This window comes from Flagellimonas yonaguniensis (assembly GCF_029193885.1).
In the GTDB taxonomy this organism is placed as follows: Bacteria; Bacteroidota; Bacteroidia; order Flavobacteriales; family Flavobacteriaceae; genus Flagellimonas; species Flagellimonas yonaguniensis.
The window spans coordinates 101,797-122,676 of record NZ_JARFVB010000011.1; the positions used below are offsets into that span (position 1 = coordinate 101,797).

Sequence of the window (20,880 nt, forward strand, 5' to 3'; positions counted from 1 at the left end):
TTATTTTTGTTATTGATTCTCAATCCATTTTTTGAGCTACACAATCGGTTAAGATGTAATTAAAATGCTGTACATCATCAGCATTGAGTTTTAGCGTGCCCGTGACGTACAAAATATCATCCGTGGTAAAATCAGGTTTCGATTTAAATTGAAGTTCCATGGCAGTCTCCGGACCTCCCATTCCGCAAAAAAAGCAAGAGGCCATAGGGTTTTTGGACAGGATGAATATTTTGCCACTAGGGTCAATGTTTAAAAAATATCCCATAATGGCCACTTTTTCGCCTTCAAGGGATTTCAAGTAATCACTGAATTCCGGATACAAAAAATTTTCCCCATAGGCCGGGAAAAACTTCTCTGTATAATCGATTCTGGACAAATCCCACCAATTTATTTCTGTTTGTGAGAAACAGGCCACAGAGGATAAAAAGAAAAAAGCTATCAATATGTTATTTTTCATGACTCAGTATTTTTGATATGTTCATTTTAGTGATAGGATAAATCGCAAGCGCAATTGACAATAGAACCATAAGGACTACAAGACCTGCCGTTTGAAACAGTTCTTTGTATTCAAGTTGGAGCGACATTGTTTGCTTGTACTGGTCCGTTATCATTTCAAAAATGAAGTAGACCCCAATTTGTGAAAGCAACACCCCTATGATGAAAGCCGTCCCTGCAATCATAAAGCCTTCGTACACCATCATTTTGACCAATTGGAACCTGTTGGCTCCATAGCTGCGCATCAGAGCAAGATCAAAAGCCCGATCACGTACCATTCTATAAAGGCTTATAAATATGGTAATGCAGGAAATGACCAGAATCGCATAGGCTATCCAAGTAATCGTTTTTACCCCAACACCCGTGAACTGGTACAATCGTTCCAATTCAAATTTGGGCAATGCCGCCTGCATATTTGTGTTTTCGTTAATGGTCCTGGGAATGTTCAAAAGGGCCATGGGGTTCCTGAACGAAACCAGCAATGATGTGATTTCTTGCCCGGGCCCTTGATCGTCATGGTGTTCCTTTTCATTATTTTCGTGAACTCCGTTCTCTTCATCATGGTGATGTTCCTCTTTGGCTTCGTGGTGGTCATCCTCCTCATGATCATCATTAACTTCATGTTCATTATCAATAGGCCCCTCTTCATGATGATGTACTTCCCAAATCGTTTCCAGTCCTGTAATGATCAAACGGTCCATTACCTTATGCGTTGGTTCATAGACGCCCACAACGGTCAAAGGTGCTGCATGTTCGTGACCACCCGTTTCTGCCAGTCCATGGGAGCTTTGGAACGTATCCCCTATCTGAAATCCGAATTTTTCGGCCACTGTAGCTCCAAGAACCACTTCCATGGGGTTTTCCATCGATCTACCCTCTTTTATGACCGCATTGTAAAACACTGGGAAATCATGGGTGGTACCTACAATTCTATATCCTTTATAATTATCACCGTATGAGATGGGCACGGCTTTATCAATCATTGGATTGTTCATCAAACCTTTGGCTTCTTCAAAAGGAATATTCCCCGTAGGATTGTCTATATGGAGCACAGATGCAAGTACCAATTGCAAGGGGCTTCCCTTTGCCCCTACGACCATATCGATTTCTCCTAAATTATTGTCCAACTGGTTCCTGAAAGATTTGTCCATTTGCTGGATTCCGACAAGAAGCGCTATACTTACTGAAAGCGTAAGGATGCCCAAAAAGGTGTAAAGGGGCTTGAACCTAAAATTTCGTATGCTGATTTTCCAAATGTTCATAGCTCCAGTTTGTTTGTGAACAAAGGTTTTATCCGCTGATCATGTGTTATAACAATCAAATTGGCCTTGTTTATCTCTGCCTGTTCAATCAAAAGTTGTATTACCTTATTGCAGTTGTCGTCGTCCAGACTTGAAGTGGGCTCATCGGCCAAAATAATCCCTGGCCGGTGCACCATGGCCATGGCGATACCTAGCCGTTGTAATTGCCCTTCGCTTAATTCCCTGACCTTCTTGTTTTTGCATTCCAAGATATCAAGCTGTTCCAGCAAGTCTATGATAACAGTTTGGGAAATGGTTTTTTTACCGAAGAACAACCTGGCCTTCAAGTTTTCTATGACATTGAGCGATTGTATGGCATGGTTGCTCTGGAACACAAGTCCAATATTCCGCCCTCTAAATCTATCCAGCTCTTTATTTGACAGTGAATGGACAGGAACCTGGTCAATTTCGATACTACCATCCATTGGTCGTAACAATCCCCCTAACAGATGCAGCAAAGTTGTTTTTCCTATGCCTGATTTTCCAAGAACCAAAAGGTTTTGGCCTTTGTTCAGGGAAATATCCGGAAACTTGAAGACGGTGTCTTCGTTATTATATTTAAATGTGAGGCGCTTTGTCCTTATCATATTATACTACTTATAGACAGGAACGGGCCATTGATCTTCTTGTTCCAAAAGGCCGTTTTTCCAAAATTCCACTTCCATATCCGTCAGAAGGCAATCCTTCAGTTCCTGTTCCAGTTTATCCTTTTGTAAATACTGGCCAATAAAAACCAGTTCATTCTTTCTATCCCCGAAAGCGGTATCCCAATTTGACTCTATCTGCTTTTGGTTTTGAACAAAAGTCGGGTTCCCGATACGGTCGCCAAATGGCATTGATGCCCACCAAACACCAGCTGCATCCACTTTGCAGGACCCCCCGGCCGAACTCCATACCAAGGCTTGGTCAGGTCTAGAGGCCAACCAAAAAAGTCCTTTGCTACGGATTATATTTTGCGGGAATTGCTTATTGACAAAATCTAGAAACCGTTCAGCATGGAAAGGTCTCTTGCTCCTAAAGGTCATTGAACCAATACCATATTCTTCTGTTTCGGGAACATGCTCATTTTCAAGCTCTTTGATCCACCCAGCAGAGGCTTCTGCCTTTTCATAATCGAACATACCCGTATGTATTACTTCGCTTAGAGGAACATTGCTCTCTTTGGCTGGGAGAATACGGGCCTCTGGATTCAGTTTTTGAAGAATGGCATACAGTTCCTTGAGTTCTTCCTCGGTTATTAAATCAACTTTGTTCAGTATAATGACGTTGGCGAATTCCACCTGATCTGTTAATAAGTTGACAATGGTTCTATCGTCTCCTTCAATATCAGTGAGTTCACGAGTGGCCAAGTAGTCCGAACTTGAAAAATCCTTCAAGAAATTGAACGCATCCACCACAGTGACCATGGTGTCGATGTAACTGAATCGGCTTAAGTCTATATTGCCATCGGCACTTTCAAATGTAAAGGTTTGAGCCACGGGAATTGGCTCGCTGATTCCAGTGCTCTCGATCAGCAAATAATCGAACCTGTTCTGGGCGGCCAGCCGCTCCACTTCAATCATCAAATCTTCTCGAAGGGTACAGCAGATACAGCCATTGCTCATTTCCACCAATTTTTCGTCCGTTCGAGAGAGCGTGTTTTCATTTTCGACCAATTGGGCATCAATATTTACCTCACTCATATCGTTGACGATCACGGCTACCTTTAAACCTTCTTTATTGTGCAATATGTGGTTGAGCAAGGTGGTTTTTCCCGCCCCGAGAAAACCACTGAGTACTGTTACTGGTAGTTTTTTCATTTATCTAATTGCTTAAAATTCCTTTTTGTTGGGTTTTACCTTGAACCGCAAATCCAAATCCTATCAAGAGTATTGCAATCAAAAGCAGTACAAGCATGGACGTAAAAACCGAGTTGCTTTTAGCTGCTTGGTAATTGAATTGTGGTAAAGACAAATAATCTTTTTGGCTAAATGGAGTGTTGTTGTACAGAAATGTCGTTAAATACGCCCTCCATTGCCCTGCAAAAGCCATGACCTGTTTTCGATAATTCCCATAATCCGCTGTTGAGGTTCCAGCTAATTGGCTCAACGATTCCTGTACCACAATGGTCGGTGATATCCATTGGAGTTTCTGTGCCCAGGATTGTTGTTTTTGCAATTGGGTTTCATAGGCATCAACAATAGGTTTCAATTCCTCCTTCACTACTTTTTGTGAGGCCATGTACCTATGGTAGAAGTTTCTGGATTGGGTAGAATCATTAATGGCATATTCTGGATGGTCCCGAAGAAAGTTATCCAAAATTTCATCTTGTCTTTTGGTAGCCTCTGCCTTATGCTCACGCATTTCGTTGATCATAAGCGTTCGTGATGGTATTGGATACAAAGTATTTCCCACTTGGTTGAGCACGGATGGCATCAAGAGGACAAAAACAACCCAAAGCATAATCAGGGAAACCGCATTTTTCGCAGAACTATCCACAAAAATATTGACCAAGAATGCCAATGCAAACCAAAATAGCATATAGCAAAGGGCCAATCCCAACAAAATCAAAATGCCACTCCATTGCAATGGTTGTACACCTGCCACTAAAATAACAACGACCAAGGAAAGTGTTACCAACAAGGAAAGCCAAAAGAAGCGCAGCATCAATTTTTGAAAGACCCATTTACGGAGGGAAATAGGTTGGGAAGCCAACAAGCGCAGCGAACCTTGCTCCTTTTCTGATGACAATACATTATAGGTAAATGCGATGATGAGCAAAGGCAAGAGATAAACAATTACAAAAGCCAGATCAAAAGAACCGAACAGTAGCTGGACGGGACTGGTCATTTCCGTAAAGTTTAGGGCAAAATCATCCCCGGAAACCGTTGGTTTGATGTAGTGGGTGAAAAGATCGGCCTGTCCCGTAGAAATAAACGCCATGGGCTGCGGGTCCATAGCCGCTACCCTTGGGTGGTAATTCCCCACTGCCATGGGACTGGAGGGAATGGTCCAAGAAGGGACACTAACTTCAAGTCCCTGTTCCACGGAATCCAAGAGTTTTAACATGGCTTTGTCCGTTTCTTCAACTTCTTGCTTGGCCACTGATATATCCACCTCTCTTTTTACTACCTTACTTTTACCATTTATGGTGGAAAAACCAAAAAGTAATAATAATAATATGCTCAATAGTTGGATCCAACGACTTCGCAACAAGAGTTTCAATTCATAAATAAAGTTATATCGAAACATGGCTTAAATGGTTTTGGTGGTTAAGAGAAATATGCTGAAAGAAAGAACAATCCATACTCCCAAAATCCATATACTGGAAGCATTCGAGCGTATGATGCTACCTAATTGTGGTGGCTCATATTCAAATTGGGGCAGTTTTTTCCAGAAATCGGAGTCGGCTTGGTATGACCAATCCCCATAAGTAGAGTTTTGGGCAAAGTCATCGTTCAGAAATTTTTGTGTGGCTATTCTATACTCTTCTGCCGCATCGGAAAAATCCCAATGGGTGCCATAATCGGTCTGCGCAATCGCCATACTCAAAAACCGGGTGGGCAGATAGGGCGATATGACCGCCAAACCTTTATAAACATCCGATTGTTGTGCATACTGCTCCTTTAAATAGTTGTAGTGCTTAAAATAAATTTCCGCTTCATGTTCCTCGCCTTTTTGCATTCTGTACCCATCAAAATTGAAAGGGAGTTGGTGTATACTGTCCACCCCATGTTCTGCCAATACTTTTTGTTCCAACAGTTTGGATTCCTTGCTCCATGGGTTATGTCCATTCAAACCTTCTTGCTTGTCCTTTGAAATATTGGCAGCAAACTCTTGGCGGGTAGGAAATGGATGTTTTGTTTCGGCTAGGTTACTGGCAGCCTTTGGAGCGGCCAAACAGGCCAAAATCCAAACGGACAGGGAAAGTACCAAGGCAATTCCCGACTTTTCCACCTTGGCCGAAATAAACAGTATGATATTGATGAAAATGATGTAGTAGCCTACATAAACGATGAACATGGCAAGTAAAGATCCCCATTTGAACACTCCAAAATCCTGTAAATTGGATAAAAGGATTCCTGCTATCAAAAATAAAATGGCCGTTACCATAAAAATAGGAAAGAACAGCGACAACCATTTGCCAACGGCCCATTTCCAAGGTCGAACACCTTGACTTTTCAATAAGGTCAGCGTACCCATTTCCCGCTCTTTGGTAAAACTGTTGTACCCCAAAAGGATAATAAGCAAGGGAATAATGAAAAGTAAAATGAAATCTGGGGTAAGGTCGCCAAATCTGGCCAACCCAGTTTGATCCGCTGCTGCGCTGAACTGTGCTTCGTTTCGTTTGTGGGACTCCAAAAATATGGATGCCCCCATATACTTATCAACTCCTTGATCCATCAAGGAGAGTGGGTATTTGGGCTTGAATGCATAGGTTCCGTAATGGGATGCGGAATGTGGATTTTTTTCACCTTGATTATCCCAAACTTCCCTTTCGGCAGCTTCGGCCACAAGATATTGCTCATTTGTATTTTGATATTGCCGGGCACTGATCCAAACGGCAATGCCCAAAAGTATGATAACAATGGCAAAAGCAGCTCGAACCCTGCCATCTCGCAAAAGCTCTTTTGATTCTTTGAAAAAGGTTTTTAAAATCATGACATGACTTCTAAATGGTTCATGGTATCCAGATAAGCCTTCTCCAATTGAGGAAGCGAAATATCTTCGGCAACAAACTGTTGTCGCAGCTTACCGTTTTTCATAATTCCAATATGAGTGGCCACTTCTTTGGCACGGAACAAATCGTGGGTGGCCATCAAGACGGCCACCCCTTTGTTTTTCAATTTTTGAAGCAATTCACCAAATTCGTTGCTTGCTTTTGGATCTAGGCCAGAAGTGGGTTCGTCCAACAATAGGACTTTTGTGTCCTTAGCGAGGGCAAGGGCAATACCCACTTTTTGTCGCATTCCTTTGGAAAAGGTTGAAATCCGTTTTTGGAAAGCATCTTCCTGTAAACCTGCTTCCCTTAAAAACCCAATCAATGTTTCTGTGGATAGTTTTTTGCCTGCTATCCCTGAAAAATAATCCAAGTTTTCAATTGCAGTTAAGGTCGGGTACAGCATCAAGTTTTCGGGGATATAGGTAATGAACTCTTTGGTCTTTAATTCGTTTTTCACCACATCCAGACCGTTTATGGTGGCCGCTCCAGAGGTTGGCTTTAAAAAACCCAAAAGCATGTTGATGGTAGTGGATTTTCCGGCACCATTAGCTCCGAGCAGACATAATATTTCACCTTCCTTTACCGAAAGGGAAAGATTGTCCACTGCCGTAAAGTCACCGAATTGTTTGGTTAGGTTGTTTGTAATTATCATAGTGGTCATTTTAAAGTTTTAAGTAATCAATCTTGATTTTGGATAGCATCCATTTATCTAGGCTAATATTCAAGAATGAACTAAGTGTTGATTTTTGATCACGTAAGGCCTATACGCTTTTGATGGAAATAAGTAGCTAAGGATTTGTTGTTTTACCTTGGAAAAGATATAAGTCGTGGAGTATGTGCTTGACCTCCAAACCTTAATGTGTTCCCAAGAAAAACAATATCCTCATTTTCTTTACAAATTTGATTTTGTCAGACAGCCGATATACAATACACCGAGTCAGATGTATAGGTTCTCTTTTAAATCAAAAAACAAATAAATAAGGTAAGTGGCTAAGAAAGTGGAGGAGGCCTGGAGAATAACTGATATGGGTCCTGTATACTATCAGAAAGAGATTCATATTCCTTGGAAATTCGCTCTTGTGGTTTTGGTTCAACAATCAAAACCAAGAATTCAGAATCCACAGGAGGTGTTTCTGGGGCATGTTGGTTTTTTACAATATGGTCACAAACTATACAATGGGCGTAGTGGTCTAGGTCACCGTCATGAGCAAGTACATGGAGTCCAGCCATTTTCACCAGAAGGAAAAGAGCGAGAAACAGGAACGAAATGCTATTTTGAATGTAGCTCAATCTCATTTAGTCATAAACTTATTAAAAAACGTGGTTGGCCAAAATTTTAGATGTCTTAAAAAAGAGTTAAAACCTTTGATGTAATATTCTCTATTGCTGATTATTTTGCTCGCGAATAACCTGTTTTACGTTTTGCCAGTATAGAATACAATTGCTTGGGTGACATATATTCGAAATATCGGCTTTGGACGATAAATTCGGCATCCAATAGTATAATTGCCGGTATTGAAAATGGCAAAGTCTCCCTAGAGGCCAACAATTTGGGTATTTGATGGATAGGTGCTCTTTTTTTGCCAAGCTCATTATTTATATAACGTTGCCCATCAAAAACTATGGTATCCGCTGTTTCAACATCCATTTTAACAGTATGGTAGTTTGAATTGAGCAAGGAAACAATCTTGGGGTCCTTAAATGCCGCTTGTTCCATCTTTTTGCAATAACCACACCATTCGGCATTGAAAAAAATGAATACTTTTTTGGGTTTAACAAAAAGAGAGTCTTCCAATTGCTCAAATTTGATCCAACGAATTTCTTCGCTTTGTGCAAAAAAAGTTGCTGTCCCCATGAAAATGGAACAGATGGATAAAAGAATTTTTTTTACTAACATAACATGATTTAGAAAAGACCTTCCCTTTTTGTTTTTTGAATTACCAGAATTTAAATTCTCTAAGGAATGTGGTCTTATAATTAAATTCCATACGTTTAATTCAGTGCAATTTTCCAAACTTTAATCCTATAAAGAATGTTCTTGGTGCACTTGGCCCATAAATATAGTCGGAATCCCTTCCGGCACCCATATCAAAATCATCTTGGTAACTGTTGAAAATGTTCTTGGCCCCACCTGACAGTGTAATCGCGAAACTATCGTTCACGTCAAAGTGGGTCTCCAATTTTAGGTTCAGATCATAAAATGCATCCGTTTCCACCAAATCCATAAATCCTGAATCGCTGATCACATGGGGAACCGTCATGCCACCGGTATACGTACTGGTAATATCCATATTGAATTTTTCACTTGGCAACCAAGTAACGTTCAAGTAGCCATAGAGGTTAGGGTTACGAACAAACTCTTCAATAATGATGTCGTCCTCACCCGGAGTTCCATCAGATTCGAAAAGGGTCTGGGGCTCCTTGTATTTGGATTTTTGCAGGGTGCCCCCCAACTGCATTTGCCATTTTGGGTCGGGGGAAATACCAAATTCAAAATTAGATCCATACACCTGTGCCCCGGAACCGTTTCGTACTTCTTCCAAAATGGAACCATTTTCCAAAGTGGACCCTGTACTTACGGTGGTAAAGGGATCTTCAATATCGGTATAAAACCCTTCCAAAAGGATATCCATCTGCAACAATCCTTTGGTGACAGCATAATTGAACGATCCTGTGTAAGCATTGGAATATTCCGTTTCCAAGTCTTCGGAAAGAATCACGAACATAGGCTCACCACCTACGCTGGAAATATGCAGGTCCTCGTTAAAAGCTTGAGGAGCCCTGAATCCACGGGCATAACCACCTCTAAATTTCAACTCCTCCGTAAATTGGTAGGATAGGGTCAATCTTGGGGAAAAAGCGGTTTGAGTAAGGTCAACATCTCTATTGATTCCTCCGATGGCATATTCACCGTCTACGGAAACATTGTCCAACCTAGCACCTATCAAGGCCGTAAACGTATCGCTGGGCTTCCATTCATATTGGGCATAAACACCAAGGGAATTCACTTGTTGATCGATCAATCGGTCATACCCTTTAATTTCATCTTCAGTGTTGGAGTGGTTATATTCCACCCCTGTGGTAAGGACATCCTTTTTAAAGTTCTTGGTGTAGTGAAACCCGTTTACCCATGCCAAATCTTTGGTATTCCCATAGGCATTGTTGGCCGAGATACTGTCCTGGTAGGTTCTTTCTCCACCAAGTCCACCATAATAGCTGTCTCGATCGGTGTTGGAGGCAGAGGTGTACACTTGGTATTGGGCACTTCTGTCCTTGTTGTACAATTCGTAATCGGCTCCTCCTAGAAAAGTATCGTGATCCAATTGCTCGGTAATGTCGGTAAAATGCGGCGCAAGATCTAATTTGTCCCCACCTCTACGCGTTTCTCTTATGGCATTCAGGTTAACCGAAATACGGCTGAGGTCATTGGGCCTTAAAAATGCTTTGGCCCCAACGGTATTATTGTGCAATTCAACCATTTCGGTAAATCCATCACCATTGGCATCATAGGATTGTCTGTTTCGGTAATTTCCAAAAAGGGTGACCCCGCTCTTCAGGTCATCGGCTACTATGGAAGTGTTGAAGGTAAGGATTCGGTCGGCTGATTTTCCATCTACCGAGGCCAATGTGCTTCCAATTTCCCATGTGTTTAGAATTGGATCCTTCGTAATAATGTTCACGGTACCGGCAATGGCATTAGATCCATATAATGCGGAACCCCCACTTCGTACAACTTCGATACGTTCGATAATATTTGTTGGAATTTGTTCCAAACCATACACACCTAGTAAGGATGAAAATACAGGTCTACTGTTGAGCAATATTTGGGTATAGGCACCCTCAAGTCCATTCAAACGAACTTGGGTAAAACCGCAATTCTGACAATTGGTCTCAACTCGAACCCCTGGTGAAAAATTGAGTCCATCTGCAACAGAAACAGATTGTGTGGCATTCAATAATCGTGGTTTTAAAGAAGAAACCACGACGGGCGCGTCCCTACGTTCCACTCGATTACGGGTCGCACTTATTACTACTTCATTAAGGCCAAGAGCGTCTTCAACCAATTCAAAGTTCAACGTAACACTTTCATTTTTATGGATTGTAATGGTGTTTGATATCTTCCTGTACCCTTGTGAGGTTACTTCCAACGTTTGGGTCCCAATGGGTACTTGAAGTTGATAATGTCCATCGATGTCCGTGTTCACCCCAATGGTTCCGTTTTTTACATAAACAGCCGCAAAGGCAACGGCATTTCCGTTGGAGCTGACCGTACCAGATACCACAGCTGTATCATCTTGAGCATAAAGTTCAGTGAATGTGATAAATGGAAATATGATTAATAATAAAAGGCAATGTTTTATTTGGTTCATTTTTTTGTTGGATTAAAGTTTATTATCGCACGTGATAATAAGTTTTGCTACATGTCCCAGAATCCTTTTTAACATGCTAGCAGGTAATTACTATATTATGTTGAACTATTGGAAATGAAAGTCCCAACTGGATTTTAAGTTTATGATAGCCCTTAAGTGAATTTCTTTTACGCCAAAAAAGTGACGAAAGAAACCCATAAGACGCTTTCATTGCTTCTGGAAAAATAGAGTGGGATTATATACGGAAAGGAGGAGGCCTTGAAAAAAGGCGGTTTATCAAAATTTTGTTGTGATGAACAGATGTATACCCTTCAAATCTGTCCCTGTGATTGGGGATTTCTAGATTTTTATAGGTGTATTCATAAAACTCCAGCGGGGCTATTGGAAAATAATGATTGGCCATGACCAACTCGCAAACGTCACAATGAGATATATGGCCTTTTTCCCCATGATGGGCCAAATGATGGATGCCACTCCCTACTCTTGCCATTAAAAATAAGGCAAGGAACAGGATGGAGATACTGACTTTGAGGGAACTTCGTTTCATCGTACCGTAAAGTTATCGTAAAAAATCACATGGCCAGTCAATATTTATAACTTATTAATTCAATGTTTGTGCTTGCAGGAAGACCTCAACAGTTTCCAGTTCACAAAATGGGCAACCGAAACCATTAGTGCTCCCCCAACTGTATTTATGATTTCCCATGCTTCATTCAAATCCAATCTGCCCAAGGCAATTAAACCAAACCCAATGGCAGCAATGAGCAAAGGTCTTGATCTATGATGTGCTTTTCTGTAGCTTGGCCATAGGGAAACAAATACAAATACAACACCAAGTCCAATAAACGACCATTCGATAAGTGGGTTGTGCAAAAAATGAAGACTTGATAAGGATGAAAATGAAAGTACAATGGGAACTGCCGCACAATGTATGGCACAGATAAGTGAACTTGTAAGGGCGATTATGTCAAATGTCGGTGTTTTTATCTTCATGTTTTTTGTTTAAAATAATTCTTGGGAAAGTTCCATATTGGCCATGGCACCCGCTATGTTACCAGATGCCACCGCTTGTGCCACAGATCGCATGGGGATACAGTTGTCACCACAGGCAAAGACACCTTGCACGGAGGTCTTTTGAAAATGATCTGTTTGAATATACCCCTGTTCCGTCAACTCGCAGCCTAAGTCAATGGAAATATTTGAATCTTGCTCAAAAGGTATTCCTGCATAAATAGCTGTGAAAGAAAGTAGTTCTCCATTATCAAGCTGTACCTGTTCAAGGTATCCATCCTTATGCTCGATCGAGACTACTTTATGGTTCAGGATTTTAACGTTGTACTTATGTAGCGACTTCAACTCCTCTTTGGTAAAACTTGAAGGCTCTTCTTGCAAAATAGTAATGTCGTTGCCTAGATTGAGCAATAGGGAAGCCAAATGAAATGCCTTTTCAGGAGGAGCCATCAGACCCACTTTTTCACTACGGTATTCATATCCGTGACAATAAGGGCAATGTATCACGGAAATCCCCCAACATTCCTTAAACCCAGGGATTTCAGGCATCAAATCTTTGACGCCGGTGGCCAAAATTATTTTATGTCCCTCAAATTCATCTCCACTACCAACATTAACGGAAAAACCATAATCGGAGGCGGTTATTTTTGAGGCGAAACCGTCAATAAACTCAACACTCCCATAACGTGCTACCTGTTTTTTGGCTAAAGCGGCAATTTCATTGGGGGGCTTTCCGTCCTGTGTCAAGAAATTATGGGAATGAGGGGTTTGTTTATTGCACGGCTTACCGCCATCGATGACCAATGTCCTCCTTAAGGACCTCCCTAAGGCCAAAGCCGCAGAAAGGCCGGCATAGCTCCCTCCTATTATGATAACATCGTATGTCTTTTTCTTTTTCATATTGGGCAATTACATTGAAATATTTGCCAAACTTATGAATAATTTATATTATTGCAACAATGTCGCATTAATATTTTTATGAAAAGAAGGAACACCCCATCAAAACAAGCTGTATTGGATGTTTTGATACAGTCTGGACAGGCAATGAGCCATGATGCCATTGAAGGTCAATTGGAAATGGACATCAACAGAGCCACCATTTACAGAATATTAAACCAATTTTGTGAGGATGGCATGGTCCATACTATCGTTGCAAATGACGGTAAACATTATTTTGCCTTATGCAATAATTCCGAAATTGCCCCATCAGGGTTTCACTTCCATTTTAGTTGCACCAAGTGTAAGACCATATCTTGTTTGGATCAAGAAGTACAACTTAACTTACCTCCGGGATTTGTAATGGAAAAGGCAAACTGCGTGGTAACCGGAACTTGTCAGAATTGTGTTTAAATTATAATATTATTCAACTGGCGAGTGACACCTTGATTTGCGCTGCATGCGCCCCAAACACCTATACCTGAACCAATACTGATGATCGTGACAACTATAAAATGGGACAACTTACTTCAAATTATGCATTAAAATTTTACAAGCAAGCAAAAAAAATTTTTCAAACTTATTCTTATTGTTTTTCCCTGCTTCTCGAGTGGTTAAACCGTTTGAATTTTCCGTTCTAAGATAACTGCCTATCTGTGTGATGGCTGATAACATATCTTCATTTGAAATCAGCCGAAGTTTGGTCACGGTTTTGTATGTGTAAAATTCCATAACCTTTCATTGAACCGATGTTCTCCTCTGCTTTGACACCTAGCTCCATAGACGGAACAGTTCATGGAGAAGTATCGTTTGCCAATTTGCGAAATTCAGCAAGGAGTTATCAGACCAATTGAGGATTATTAATTTAGAGGTCAGCTACACCACCTAAACCTGAACTCTTTTTAATTGGAGTACAAAGTCATTGTATTCAGCATGCAGTGTATCTTTTGGTTTTCCGCCAAACAATTTGCTTTAGTGTACATATCCTTTTTCCAGTACTTCGGTAATTTCTGGTTCGTTGGTTTTTAATTCTGATTGTCAACCACGGTTTCTTATATGGGTAGTGGTGGACAAATTGCTTTTTAACTCAGTTCTTTGTTGTAAATAGTTATTTATTATTCCATTCATCTTTCAAGATACTGTAATACAAAGTGTCTCGCCTTCTATTATTGGTCATTAAAGTATGACTTCTTAGAACACCTTCCTTTATGAGTCCGACCTTTTCCATTGCTTTTTTTGCAGGGATATTCAAAACGTCAGTTTTAAATTCGACTCTTAAAATATCCGTTTCACTGAATAGATATTTAAATAGTAGCTTTTTAACATGTCCATTAATTCCAGTTCCTTGGTATTTTTTCGAAATCCAAGTCCATCCGATCTCTACCCGTTTATTTACTTCTGAGATATTGCCAATTCTTGTCGTTCCAATAATATTCCCATTAATCGGGTCTATAATTGTTAAGGGCAGTGCTTTATGGTTTTCGAGGTCAGCTATAGCTATTTCAATCCATTTCTTTAAGGTTGGTTCGTCTGACAGGTCTGCTGTAAAGTAATACCACATTTTTGAGTCAGTTGTCAAATATTTCATTTCCTCAAAGTCATCAATTTTCATGGGTCTCAAAACTACTTTTTCAGAACGCATTATTTTTTGAAAGTCTAACATTTATTAGGTTCAATTTAAATGTTTATAACGGTTTTGTGTATGGATGGCTCCTTACGGGAAAATGGGCGGCCTTTTTTCCACCATAGCCGAAAAATCGGATTTTATAATGAATTCCGATGAGGAATTCAGCCGTAATGGGCAATACACATTGCAATGTACTATTTTAATTACTGTTTTTTGATTGATGATTGACCACTCTGATCTCTCCTGTATGTGACGTAGCCGATTGTGGGCTATTGGACAGATCAAGTTTTCTCTCCTTTGGTTCTAAATTTCATCTACGGAATTATTCATATGACAAAAATAAGTTGGGAAGGAGATCAATGCTTGACCCTAAAAGCCAATCTTTTGACAATTTGCGCCAGCGCTATTCTTTATTGGATTTTACGAAATTCTATTGGAGATTGATTCGTCCAGTTTTTGAAGGCGCGACTAAAAGCACTTTGTTCTGAGAAACCAGTTTCGAAAGCAATTTCAGCAATACTTCTTGCTGAGTTTTTGAGAAGTTCTTTAGAAACTTCTTCTTGTGTCTTTTTAATCAAGTCTCTAAAAGTAAGGTCATTTTCAGCTAATCTTCGAGTAAGTGTACGTCTACTCATTCCTAAAGTTTGTCCAATTTGCTCAACCCCGGGAATTCCGCTTGGCAAGGCATCTTTTATCAGATTCTCAACATCATTGACTATTTTGTTTGCACTTAACTCAATGCCCTTTGTTTCTTCTGCAACCCTTTCGACCAAAAATCGATTGATGCTTTCATCAGCTTTTGCTGTCCTCATTTCCAGATCTTCCTTTTTATACGCAATGTAGTTTTGTGGTTGGTTAAATAAAAGGGGGCACTTGAAAGCCTTGGTGTAATCGTCGAGTTTTTCCGGAGAAGCATGTTTAAATGAAACTTCAACAGGGGAAATATCGGATTCTGTCACCGTCCGAAGCACAACAACTGTAGCAGATAATGTAGCCTCATTGGATAATTCAACACCCCGACGATAAGCCTCACGATTTAATAAAATACGGGATGTTTCCAAATCTTTTTCAACTTTAAACAAATAGGTATTCGATAACAACATAAAATACCGTTCACTTCGTTCAAAAATCTCGCCTGCCCACGAACAAGTCTTCCAGGACAATCCTAAAACTCCATAATCCTCTATTTCCATTTGTTGACCGACTCTCACCGAAAATCCGGGGCCCAATTCTTTATCCAGTTTTTCGTGAAGTTCAAAAAAATGATTTGCTGGAACAACCTGAATATTGTCGATTGAACCAATGGGTGTTGGCAAATCGACAAAGTCATCTTGGGTCATGCCTTCATATAAAGCATGATTTATCATTTTTCGATATAGATTTATTGAGATGTATTTCATTTAAAATAAAAAACAATACTTGTAAATACCCCGATCTTTGGGATAGGTTTTCTGCAAAACTAATATAATTATCAAGCAGCTCTCTCAAATAGATCGATGGGTCTTTCATAGCCAATGGGCTGTCTTCTTTCATGGTCGTTCTAATCAAAGTACTCCGCCAATATATAGATAAAGACCCATACCGTCCCTTGGAGGGTTCAGGTAAATCTTCTCATATTTTACGTATCTACTGGCCAGGACGTAGTTGGTAAACTCCTCCACAGTGAATTGGCTTCCCTGATCCGTATTGAAGATCTTTAGTATCCCGTGCTTACCGACGGCCCTTCCAATATTTCCCTGCACCACTGGACATCCATGGAATTGGACAAGCTCCAGTTCAGTACATAACAGCTGTGCAGGTCGATGATGGCCACTAGATAGAGATACCCTTGTTGCATGGGGATGGTGGCCCATACTTGGTTGGACCTTTCAATGGTCAGGTTGCGCAGCAGGTGCGGATACGTTTTGTGGGCTTTGCCTTGGGGAGGTTTGCTTTCCAGAAAGGACGGTCCCAAGACCCATCATCTTGTAATAGAGCCGTTCAATGCGGTTCTTGCTCACCTTATAGCCTTTGTCACTGATCAGCCAAATGTGCATCCGCCTTGCCCCTTTGAAGGGATGATGGAAATAATATTCGTCCATCTCCCGCATAAATCTCAGGTTAAGATCGCTTTCGCCTTTGTGCCTGTAATAAAGGTCATATTGAACCAAAAATTGAGTACAAATAAAAAAGGCCTTAAAGAACTTAATCTTTAAAACCTTGATTTTACTAGTGATCGCGGAAGGATTCGAACCTTCGACCGTCTGCTTAGAAGCCGCTTTAAGGCCAAATCTTCCAAAAACAAAAATCAGTATATTTTATTGTATTTCAATATGTTACATTTATTTTGACCCCAATTGGCATCAAATGAAATCAAGCATTTGTTTGCAAATTGTTTGCAAATTTTTTTGCTAACTTGAAGTATATGAGAACGTATTTAACCCTTTTATTGGATACCAGAAGAGCAAAAAAAGATGGCTCCTACCCCATCATTTTTCACCTTACCCATTTGCGTAAAACAACATCCATCGCAACTGGGTTTTCAATATCCGAAATATTTTGGGATCATCAAAAATGTTCCATTAAAAGAAACTATACACGAACAGAGTCCATTGCTAGATTGAATACACTTTTATTAAAAGAGGAAGCTCGTGCAAATGACATTCTCAACAAACTCTCTGATCAGGGTAAATTGAACTATTTGTCAATTGTTGAAGTGAAAAAAAGGATTACAAGAAACAGTACCTATGAATCTTTTTTTGAATTTGGTAATTCTGTAGTTGAGGATTTAAAAGCAGCACACAGATATGGAACGGCCAGACATTATAAAGGTATTTTATCGGTCCTTAAGACATTCAACAAGGGCAAGGATGTTAAGTTCAATGAAGTGAATTACTCTTTCATCAAACGCTTTGAAAAATACCATTTGGCCAAAGGAAATAGTTGGAACGGTTTATCTACTTATTTGCGGGGCCTGAGAGCACTTTTTAATAAAGGTATCAAAGCAGGATTAATTGAAAAAGAGGCGTATCCATTTACTAATTATACAATAAGACAAATACCCACGGAAAAAAGGGCTTTGGAAATCGGGGATATTAGGAAGATTCTAGAATTAGAGATTCCAGAAGAACAAGCACTTTTTAGATATAGAAACTATTTTATTTGCTCATTTTTTCTCTATGGAATGAATTTTACGGATATGGCCTATCTCCAAGTGAATAATATTGTATACGGCCGTATTAAATTTCGTAGAAAGAAAACGGGAAAATTATATGACATAAAAATAACCGAACAACTTACAGAAATCTTGAATATTTATTTGAAAGGAAAGAAAGCAGAGGATTATATATTTCCTGTAATAAAACGAGATGATCCAGCAAAGCAGGAACGAGAAATCAATTGGGAAAGGCAGCGTTATAATCGAGGTTTAAAAAAAATTCAAGAACTATGTGGGATTGAGCAGAAACTTACAACCTACGTTAGCCGACATAGCTTTGCTACACAAGCCATGCTTCATAACATTCCTTTGGAGGCTATTTCAGCCATGCTTGGGCATAGTAAGCTGAACACAACTCAAATCTATCTCAAATCATTGCCAACTACTCTACTGGATGACTACAACGAGAAGTTAATTGAAGCTATTTGAGCCAACAACCGGATAATCGTCGTGGCAGGCCCATCCCGTTAAACATAAATAGCTGATTTTTAATATTTTACACCGTTAACTAAGACCGGTTAACCGAACCCTGAACCGTGTTCAAATCGGTACATCCAGAGGCAAAACTTATGGGAGTTTCACACCTCTAATTTAGGCATTTTTTTGATAAGCAACGAATTAAGGTTCAATGTATCTAATAGATAAATCAATTCCTTTTTACCATGAAAAAGCTTGCCATATTGCTTTCATTGGCTTTTATAATGATGAATCAATCTTGTAATAGCACTGATGAAGAAATTGACCTTCAAGGTAACAACGTTTTTGAACTCCAGTATATCAATGCGGGAATGTCGGGGGAAATCATCAAAAAGAAGGATTTGGATTTTAATGAATTCATTGAATTTTCATCTGATAATCGCTTTGTCAAAAGAAGGGTGTACCCGGACAGTACCAGTATTGTCCAAGGCAGTTACCTCTTGATCCAATCAGAAGACTCGAAGTATTATGAATTTGAGTATGAAGAAGACAGTTATTTGATTCAAAACTGTGGAAGCTCGCTCAAAGAGCATATTTCTATTTTAAATAATAATGAAATATTTAATGGGGGCTACCTTCCATGTGATGGACCAGGTTTTGGGTATATACTGGTTAATTAAGGTGAGATGATCACCTTTTCAAATTTGCTTGTTTATGCATTTCAATTTGGGTGTTTTCCTCCCCCTTCCCAATCTCCAGTAATATGCCAGTTCTCATAATGATACAACCATAAACTTGTCCATGGGATTATGTAATCAGATAATAACTTTGTATCATTAAACTCTTGGTATTTTGGATAATATAAACAGAGTTCGTTCATAGGGTAAACATGCGGTATTTTTTCATCTTTAAAATTCCTTGTCAAAATTGGGTCTATAATATTTACCCTTGGACGCATTCCAATCTTATGCCGCAATTTAAATGTATAATCTATACTTCTAGCCGTTGGCTTTAACTTACCAGTGCACAGGACTTGAGATTTACCCAACCTAACATCAAATTGTGGGTAAAATCTTTTTAATGCAACATACTGTGGATGAGCCGGGTAAACTGAGCCACCCGCGCCGGATGAAAGTGAGCAGTGTAAATCAACTGCTTGGATTTGACCTGTCCGTGGGTTAAACTTAGTTCTTATTTTTCAATTTTCTCCTCATCGATTCACCTTTTATGTCGATTCTGTGTGCCGTGTGCACCAAACGGTCGAGTATGGCGTCGGCCAGAGTTCTCTCCCCGATGATGTCGTGCCATTTTGATACGGGCAATTGTGATGCAATTATGGTCGATCTCTGTCCGTGACGATCCTCGATGATCTCCATGAGCGCATGCCTGTTGATATTGTCCAGTGGCTTGAGCCCGAAGTCATCAAGTATCAGTAGGTCCTGTTTTTCAAGCTTGCCTATCTGTTTAGGATAGGAACCGTCCGCTTTTGAGGTCTTCAACATGGTAAAGAGCTTGGCCGTGTTGAAGTACATGACCTTTTTCCCCATGGAACAGGCTTGGTGGCCGATGGCGGAGGCCAGATAGCTTTTGCCGACCCCGGTGCTCCCGGTAATGAGGACATTCTCCCTCTTTTTGATAAAATCGCAGTTGCCAAGGCGCTGTACCTGGTTTTTGTCCAATTGTCTGGAAGGCCTGTAATCCACCGCCTCCATAACGGCAGCATACCTAAAGCGCGCCGATCTGGTCAGGCGTTCTATCCTGCGGTTATGGCGGTCGTCCCACTCGCATTGTACGAGGTAGGCAATGATCTCGTCATTGGTATAGTCGGTGTCCGTTCCGTTGGGCCCCAAGGTCGTTTCAAATGCCCTGTGCATGCCATGGAGCCTGAGCTCCTTCATCTGTTGTATTGTCCTTTCGTTCATATGTGGTATTTAAGTATTTGTCCTTATTCATAATATTTTCCGCCCCGTATGTTCTGGTGCTCGGGCATTTCCAGATTTTCATCGGTGTCCTCATCAAGCTTGTCCCATCCCTTTTTTAGGATCCGCTCGACCATGTTGTAATTGTATGCACCGTACTCGGTTGCCCTCCTGCAGGCATTGTCAAGACGGTCCCTGCCATATTTTTTGGCAAGGTGCAGTACGCCAAGACAGGATTTATAGGATTGTTCGGGATGCTGCTTCTTGTCCAATATGGCCATGATGTAGCCTTGGCAGCTTTCCCCTATGTTTCCAGCCCAGGCAATGAACCTTTCGCTGCTCCATTCGCTGACGAAGCGGTGGTGGGAGGGCATGTGCCCGGCCAAAGTGGTATAGCCGTAACGCTTCCTGTTTCTTCGGTGCACGGCCAGCCTTTCATGCTTGTGGTAGACCTCGACGATACTGTCGGTATAGACAAGCTTTACCTGTTTGCCGATATGCCTGTAGTGTACGCTGTAATAGTGCTTGTCCCTGCCAAGGTAGATATGGCTGTTCTTGTGCACGGTTGCCTGGGCGTACCGTTTTATCTCATAGCGTTTTTCGGGCAGGGGCATCAGTTCCCGGCTTTCCACCTCGAGGAACAGTGAACGTCGGGAGTATTCCCTTCCCCTGAAGGACATGTCGTTGTGCTTTTCCAACAGTTCCCGGATCGCGGTGTTGATATCGGCCACACTGTGGAAGGTCTCGTTCCGTAAGGGCGCGAACACCCTTGTGTAGATTATAATTCCCCCCATCCTTAGGACAGGTTTTCTTTAAAAATAAATGTGATAATGGTGTTGAAAAGAGGGGGTCCGGGGGAGACTGATAACTCCCCGTTTTTGTTGAAAACCCTGCTTCTCCCGATAT

At 40.7% G+C, this 20,880-nt stretch carries 22 protein-coding genes; 4 read left to right on the forward strand and 18 right to left on the reverse strand.

What is annotated here, in order from left to right:
• Positions 1 to 19 precede the first annotated feature (19 nt).
• The 7 genes from PY092_RS14985 to PY092_RS15015 are packed head-to-tail and all read right to left on the reverse strand — an operon-like array spanning position 20 to position 7,150.
• The gene (locus PY092_RS14985) at positions 20 to 457 is read right to left on the reverse strand and encodes a hypothetical protein (RefSeq protein ID WP_275616621.1); all 438 of its coding nucleotides are present in this window, start codon (positions 455 to 457) and stop codon (positions 20 to 22) included.
• Positions 447 to 1,757 carry an ABC transporter permease gene (locus PY092_RS14990; RefSeq protein WP_275616622.1) on the reverse strand — a complete coding sequence of 437 codons (1,311 nt, stop codon included), beginning with the start codon at positions 1,755 to 1,757 and terminating at the stop codon, positions 447 to 449. The genes PY092_RS14985 and PY092_RS14990 overlap by 11 nt, the downstream gene beginning before the upstream one ends.
• Positions 1,754 to 2,383: an ATP-binding cassette domain-containing protein gene (locus PY092_RS14995; protein WP_275616623.1), complete on the reverse strand. Its 630-nt coding sequence runs from the start codon at positions 2,381 to 2,383 to the stop codon at positions 1,754 to 1,756. Before PY092_RS14995 ends, PY092_RS14990 begins: the two co-directional genes overlap by 4 nt.
• Positions 2,384 to 2,389: 6 nt before the next feature.
• A complete protein-coding gene (locus PY092_RS15000) occupies positions 2,390 to 3,595 on the reverse strand; it encodes a GTP-binding protein (protein WP_275616624.1) in 1,206 nt (401 codons plus the stop codon).
• Positions 3,596 to 3,599: 4 nt separating this feature from the next.
• Positions 3,600 to 5,027, reverse strand: a complete 1,428-nt coding sequence (locus PY092_RS15005) for a DUF3526 domain-containing protein (protein ID WP_275616625.1) — start codon at positions 5,025 to 5,027, stop codon at positions 3,600 to 3,602.
• Between the two features lie 3 nt (positions 5,028 to 5,030).
• Positions 5,031 to 6,437 (reverse strand): ABC transporter permease, encoded by a 1,407-nt coding sequence (locus PY092_RS15010; protein ID WP_275616626.1) that lies wholly within the window; start codon positions 6,435 to 6,437, stop codon positions 5,031 to 5,033.
• Positions 6,434 to 7,150: an ABC transporter ATP-binding protein gene (locus PY092_RS15015; RefSeq protein WP_275616627.1), complete on the reverse strand. Its 717-nt coding sequence runs from the start codon at positions 7,148 to 7,150 to the stop codon at positions 6,434 to 6,436. Before PY092_RS15015 ends, PY092_RS15010 begins: the two co-directional genes overlap by 4 nt.
• 334 nt (positions 7,151 to 7,484) lie before the next feature.
• Here PY092_RS15015 and PY092_RS15020 point away from each other — a divergent pair, with 334 nt between their 5' ends.
• Entirely contained in the window at positions 7,485 to 7,838 is a 354-nt protein-coding gene (locus PY092_RS15020; protein WP_275616628.1) for a hypothetical protein, read from the forward strand.
• A gap of 50 nt (positions 7,839 to 7,888) precedes the next feature.
• Here PY092_RS15020 and PY092_RS15025 read toward each other — a convergent pair whose 3' ends face one another.
• The 5 genes from PY092_RS15025 to PY092_RS15045 all read right to left on the reverse strand — a co-directional run bounded on the left by PY092_RS15025 (position 7,889) and on the right by PY092_RS15045 (position 12,779).
• Positions 7,889 to 8,395 (reverse strand): thioredoxin family protein, encoded by a 507-nt coding sequence (locus PY092_RS15025; protein WP_275616629.1) that lies wholly within the window; start codon positions 8,393 to 8,395, stop codon positions 7,889 to 7,891.
• A 100-nt stretch (positions 8,396 to 8,495) separates the two neighbouring features.
• Positions 8,496 to 10,868 carry a TonB-dependent receptor gene (locus PY092_RS15030; protein WP_275616630.1) on the reverse strand — a complete coding sequence of 791 codons (2,373 nt, stop codon included), beginning with the start codon at positions 10,866 to 10,868 and terminating at the stop codon, positions 8,496 to 8,498.
• Between the two features lie 235 nt (positions 10,869 to 11,103).
• The gene (locus PY092_RS15035; protein WP_275616631.1) at positions 11,104 to 11,415 is read right to left on the reverse strand and encodes a hypothetical protein; all 312 of its coding nucleotides are present in this window, start codon (positions 11,413 to 11,415) and stop codon (positions 11,104 to 11,106) included.
• A 59-nt stretch (positions 11,416 to 11,474) separates the two neighbouring features.
• Positions 11,475 to 11,861, reverse strand: a complete 387-nt coding sequence (locus PY092_RS15040; protein ID WP_275616632.1) for a MerC domain-containing protein — start codon at positions 11,859 to 11,861, stop codon at positions 11,475 to 11,477.
• Between the two features lie 9 nt (positions 11,862 to 11,870).
• A complete protein-coding gene (locus tag PY092_RS15045; RefSeq protein ID WP_275616633.1) occupies positions 11,871 to 12,779 on the reverse strand; it encodes an NAD(P)/FAD-dependent oxidoreductase in 909 nt (302 codons plus the stop codon).
• A gap of 78 nt (positions 12,780 to 12,857) precedes the next feature.
• Between PY092_RS15045 and PY092_RS15050 the strand changes: the two genes are divergently transcribed.
• Complete coding sequence (locus tag PY092_RS15050; protein ID WP_275616634.1) at positions 12,858 to 13,229, forward strand: Fur family transcriptional regulator; 372 nt, start codon at positions 12,858 to 12,860, stop codon at positions 13,227 to 13,229.
• A gap of 694 nt (positions 13,230 to 13,923) precedes the next feature.
• Here the strand turns inward: PY092_RS15050 and PY092_RS15055 are convergent.
• The 3 genes from PY092_RS15055 to PY092_RS15065 all read right to left on the reverse strand — a co-directional run bounded on the left by PY092_RS15055 (position 13,924) and on the right by PY092_RS15065 (position 16,396).
• Positions 13,924 to 14,478, reverse strand: coding sequence for a GNAT family N-acetyltransferase (locus PY092_RS15055; protein ID WP_275616635.1), 555 nt, complete (start codon positions 14,476 to 14,478; stop codon positions 13,924 to 13,926).
• Between the two features lie 374 nt (positions 14,479 to 14,852).
• Complete coding sequence (locus PY092_RS15060) at positions 14,853 to 15,809, reverse strand: AraC family transcriptional regulator (RefSeq protein WP_275616636.1); 957 nt, start codon at positions 15,807 to 15,809, stop codon at positions 14,853 to 14,855.
• Between the two features lie 329 nt (positions 15,810 to 16,138).
• Complete coding sequence (locus PY092_RS15065) at positions 16,139 to 16,396, reverse strand: hypothetical protein (protein WP_275616637.1); 258 nt, start codon at positions 16,394 to 16,396, stop codon at positions 16,139 to 16,141.
• Positions 16,397 to 16,846: 450 nt separating this feature from the next.
• On the opposite strand from PY092_RS15065, the gene PY092_RS15070 reads away from it, so the two are divergent.
• Both PY092_RS15070 and PY092_RS15075 read left to right on the forward strand, forming a co-directional pair.
• Positions 16,847 to 18,067 (forward strand): site-specific integrase, encoded by a 1,221-nt coding sequence (locus tag PY092_RS15070; protein WP_275616638.1) that lies wholly within the window; start codon positions 16,847 to 16,849, stop codon positions 18,065 to 18,067.
• A gap of 233 nt (positions 18,068 to 18,300) precedes the next feature.
• Positions 18,301 to 18,735: a hypothetical protein gene (locus PY092_RS15075; RefSeq protein ID WP_275616639.1), complete on the forward strand. Its 435-nt coding sequence runs from the start codon at positions 18,301 to 18,303 to the stop codon at positions 18,733 to 18,735.
• Positions 18,736 to 18,776: 41 nt separating this feature from the next.
• On the opposite strand, the gene PY092_RS19735 is transcribed toward PY092_RS15075, so the two are convergent.
• From PY092_RS19735 to PY092_RS15085, 3 genes are read right to left on the reverse strand one after another with little or no spacing between them, the layout of a single operon-like run.
• Positions 18,777 to 19,250: a type II CBASS E2 protein gene (locus PY092_RS19735; protein ID WP_470300427.1), complete on the reverse strand. Its 474-nt coding sequence runs from the start codon at positions 19,248 to 19,250 to the stop codon at positions 18,777 to 18,779.
• Positions 19,240 to 19,977: an IS21-like element helper ATPase IstB gene (gene istB / locus PY092_RS15080; RefSeq protein ID WP_119608405.1), complete on the reverse strand. Its 738-nt coding sequence runs from the start codon at positions 19,975 to 19,977 to the stop codon at positions 19,240 to 19,242. Before istB ends, PY092_RS19735 begins: the two co-directional genes overlap by 11 nt.
• A 23-nt stretch (positions 19,978 to 20,000) precedes the next feature.
• Complete coding sequence (locus tag PY092_RS15085; RefSeq protein ID WP_275616640.1) at positions 20,001 to 20,768, reverse strand: Mu transposase domain-containing protein; 768 nt, start codon at positions 20,766 to 20,768, stop codon at positions 20,001 to 20,003.
• Between the last annotated feature and the right edge of the window lie 112 nt (positions 20,769 to 20,880).

Coding starts and splice junctions, on each gene's coding strand:
- PY092_RS14985 (WP_275616621.1), bottom strand. CDS start 457: ATGAAAAATAACATATTGATAGCTTTTTTCTTTTTATCCTCTGTGGCC.
- PY092_RS14990 (WP_275616622.1), bottom strand. CDS start 1,757: ATGAACATTTGGAAAATCAGCATACGAAATTTTAGGTTCAAGCCCCTT.
- PY092_RS14995 (WP_275616623.1), bottom strand. CDS start 2,383: ATGATAAGGACAAAGCGCCTCACATTTAAATATAATAACGAAGACACC.
- PY092_RS15000 (WP_275616624.1), bottom strand. CDS start 3,595: ATGAAAAAACTACCAGTAACAGTACTCAGTGGTTTTCTCGGGGCGGGA.
- PY092_RS15005 (WP_275616625.1), bottom strand. CDS start 5,027: ATGTTTCGATATAACTTTATTTATGAATTGAAACTCTTGTTGCGAAGT.
- PY092_RS15010 (WP_275616626.1), bottom strand. CDS start 6,437: ATGATTTTAAAAACCTTTTTCAAAGAATCAAAAGAGCTTTTGCGAGAT.
- PY092_RS15015 (WP_275616627.1), bottom strand. CDS start 7,150: ATGATAATTACAAACAACCTAACCAAACAATTCGGTGACTTTACGGCA.
- PY092_RS15025 (WP_275616629.1), bottom strand. CDS start 8,395: ATGTTAGTAAAAAAAATTCTTTTATCCATCTGTTCCATTTTCATGGGG.
- PY092_RS15030 (WP_275616630.1), bottom strand. CDS start 10,868: ATGAACCAAATAAAACATTGCCTTTTATTATTAATCATATTTCCATTT.
- PY092_RS15035 (WP_275616631.1), bottom strand. CDS start 11,415: ATGAAACGAAGTTCCCTCAAAGTCAGTATCTCCATCCTGTTCCTTGCC.
- PY092_RS15040 (WP_275616632.1), bottom strand. CDS start 11,861: ATGAAGATAAAAACACCGACATTTGACATAATCGCCCTTACAAGTTCA.
- PY092_RS15045 (WP_275616633.1), bottom strand. CDS start 12,779: ATGAAAAAGAAAAAGACATACGATGTTATCATAATAGGAGGGAGCTAT.
- PY092_RS15050 (WP_275616634.1), top strand. CDS start 12,858: ATGAAAAGAAGGAACACCCCATCAAAACAAGCTGTATTGGATGTTTTG.
- PY092_RS15055 (WP_275616635.1), bottom strand. CDS start 14,478: ATGTTAGACTTTCAAAAAATAATGCGTTCTGAAAAAGTAGTTTTGAGA.
- PY092_RS15060 (WP_275616636.1), bottom strand. CDS start 15,809: ATGATAAATCATGCTTTATATGAAGGCATGACCCAAGATGACTTTGTC.
- PY092_RS15070 (WP_275616638.1), top strand. CDS start 16,847: ATGAGAACGTATTTAACCCTTTTATTGGATACCAGAAGAGCAAAAAAA.
- PY092_RS15075 (WP_275616639.1), top strand. CDS start 18,301: ATGAAAAAGCTTGCCATATTGCTTTCATTGGCTTTTATAATGATGAAT.
- istB (WP_119608405.1), bottom strand. CDS start 19,977: ATGAACGAAAGGACAATACAACAGATGAAGGAGCTCAGGCTCCATGGC.
- PY092_RS15085 (WP_275616640.1), bottom strand. CDS start 20,768: ATGGGGGGAATTATAATCTACACAAGGGTGTTCGCGCCCTTACGGAAC.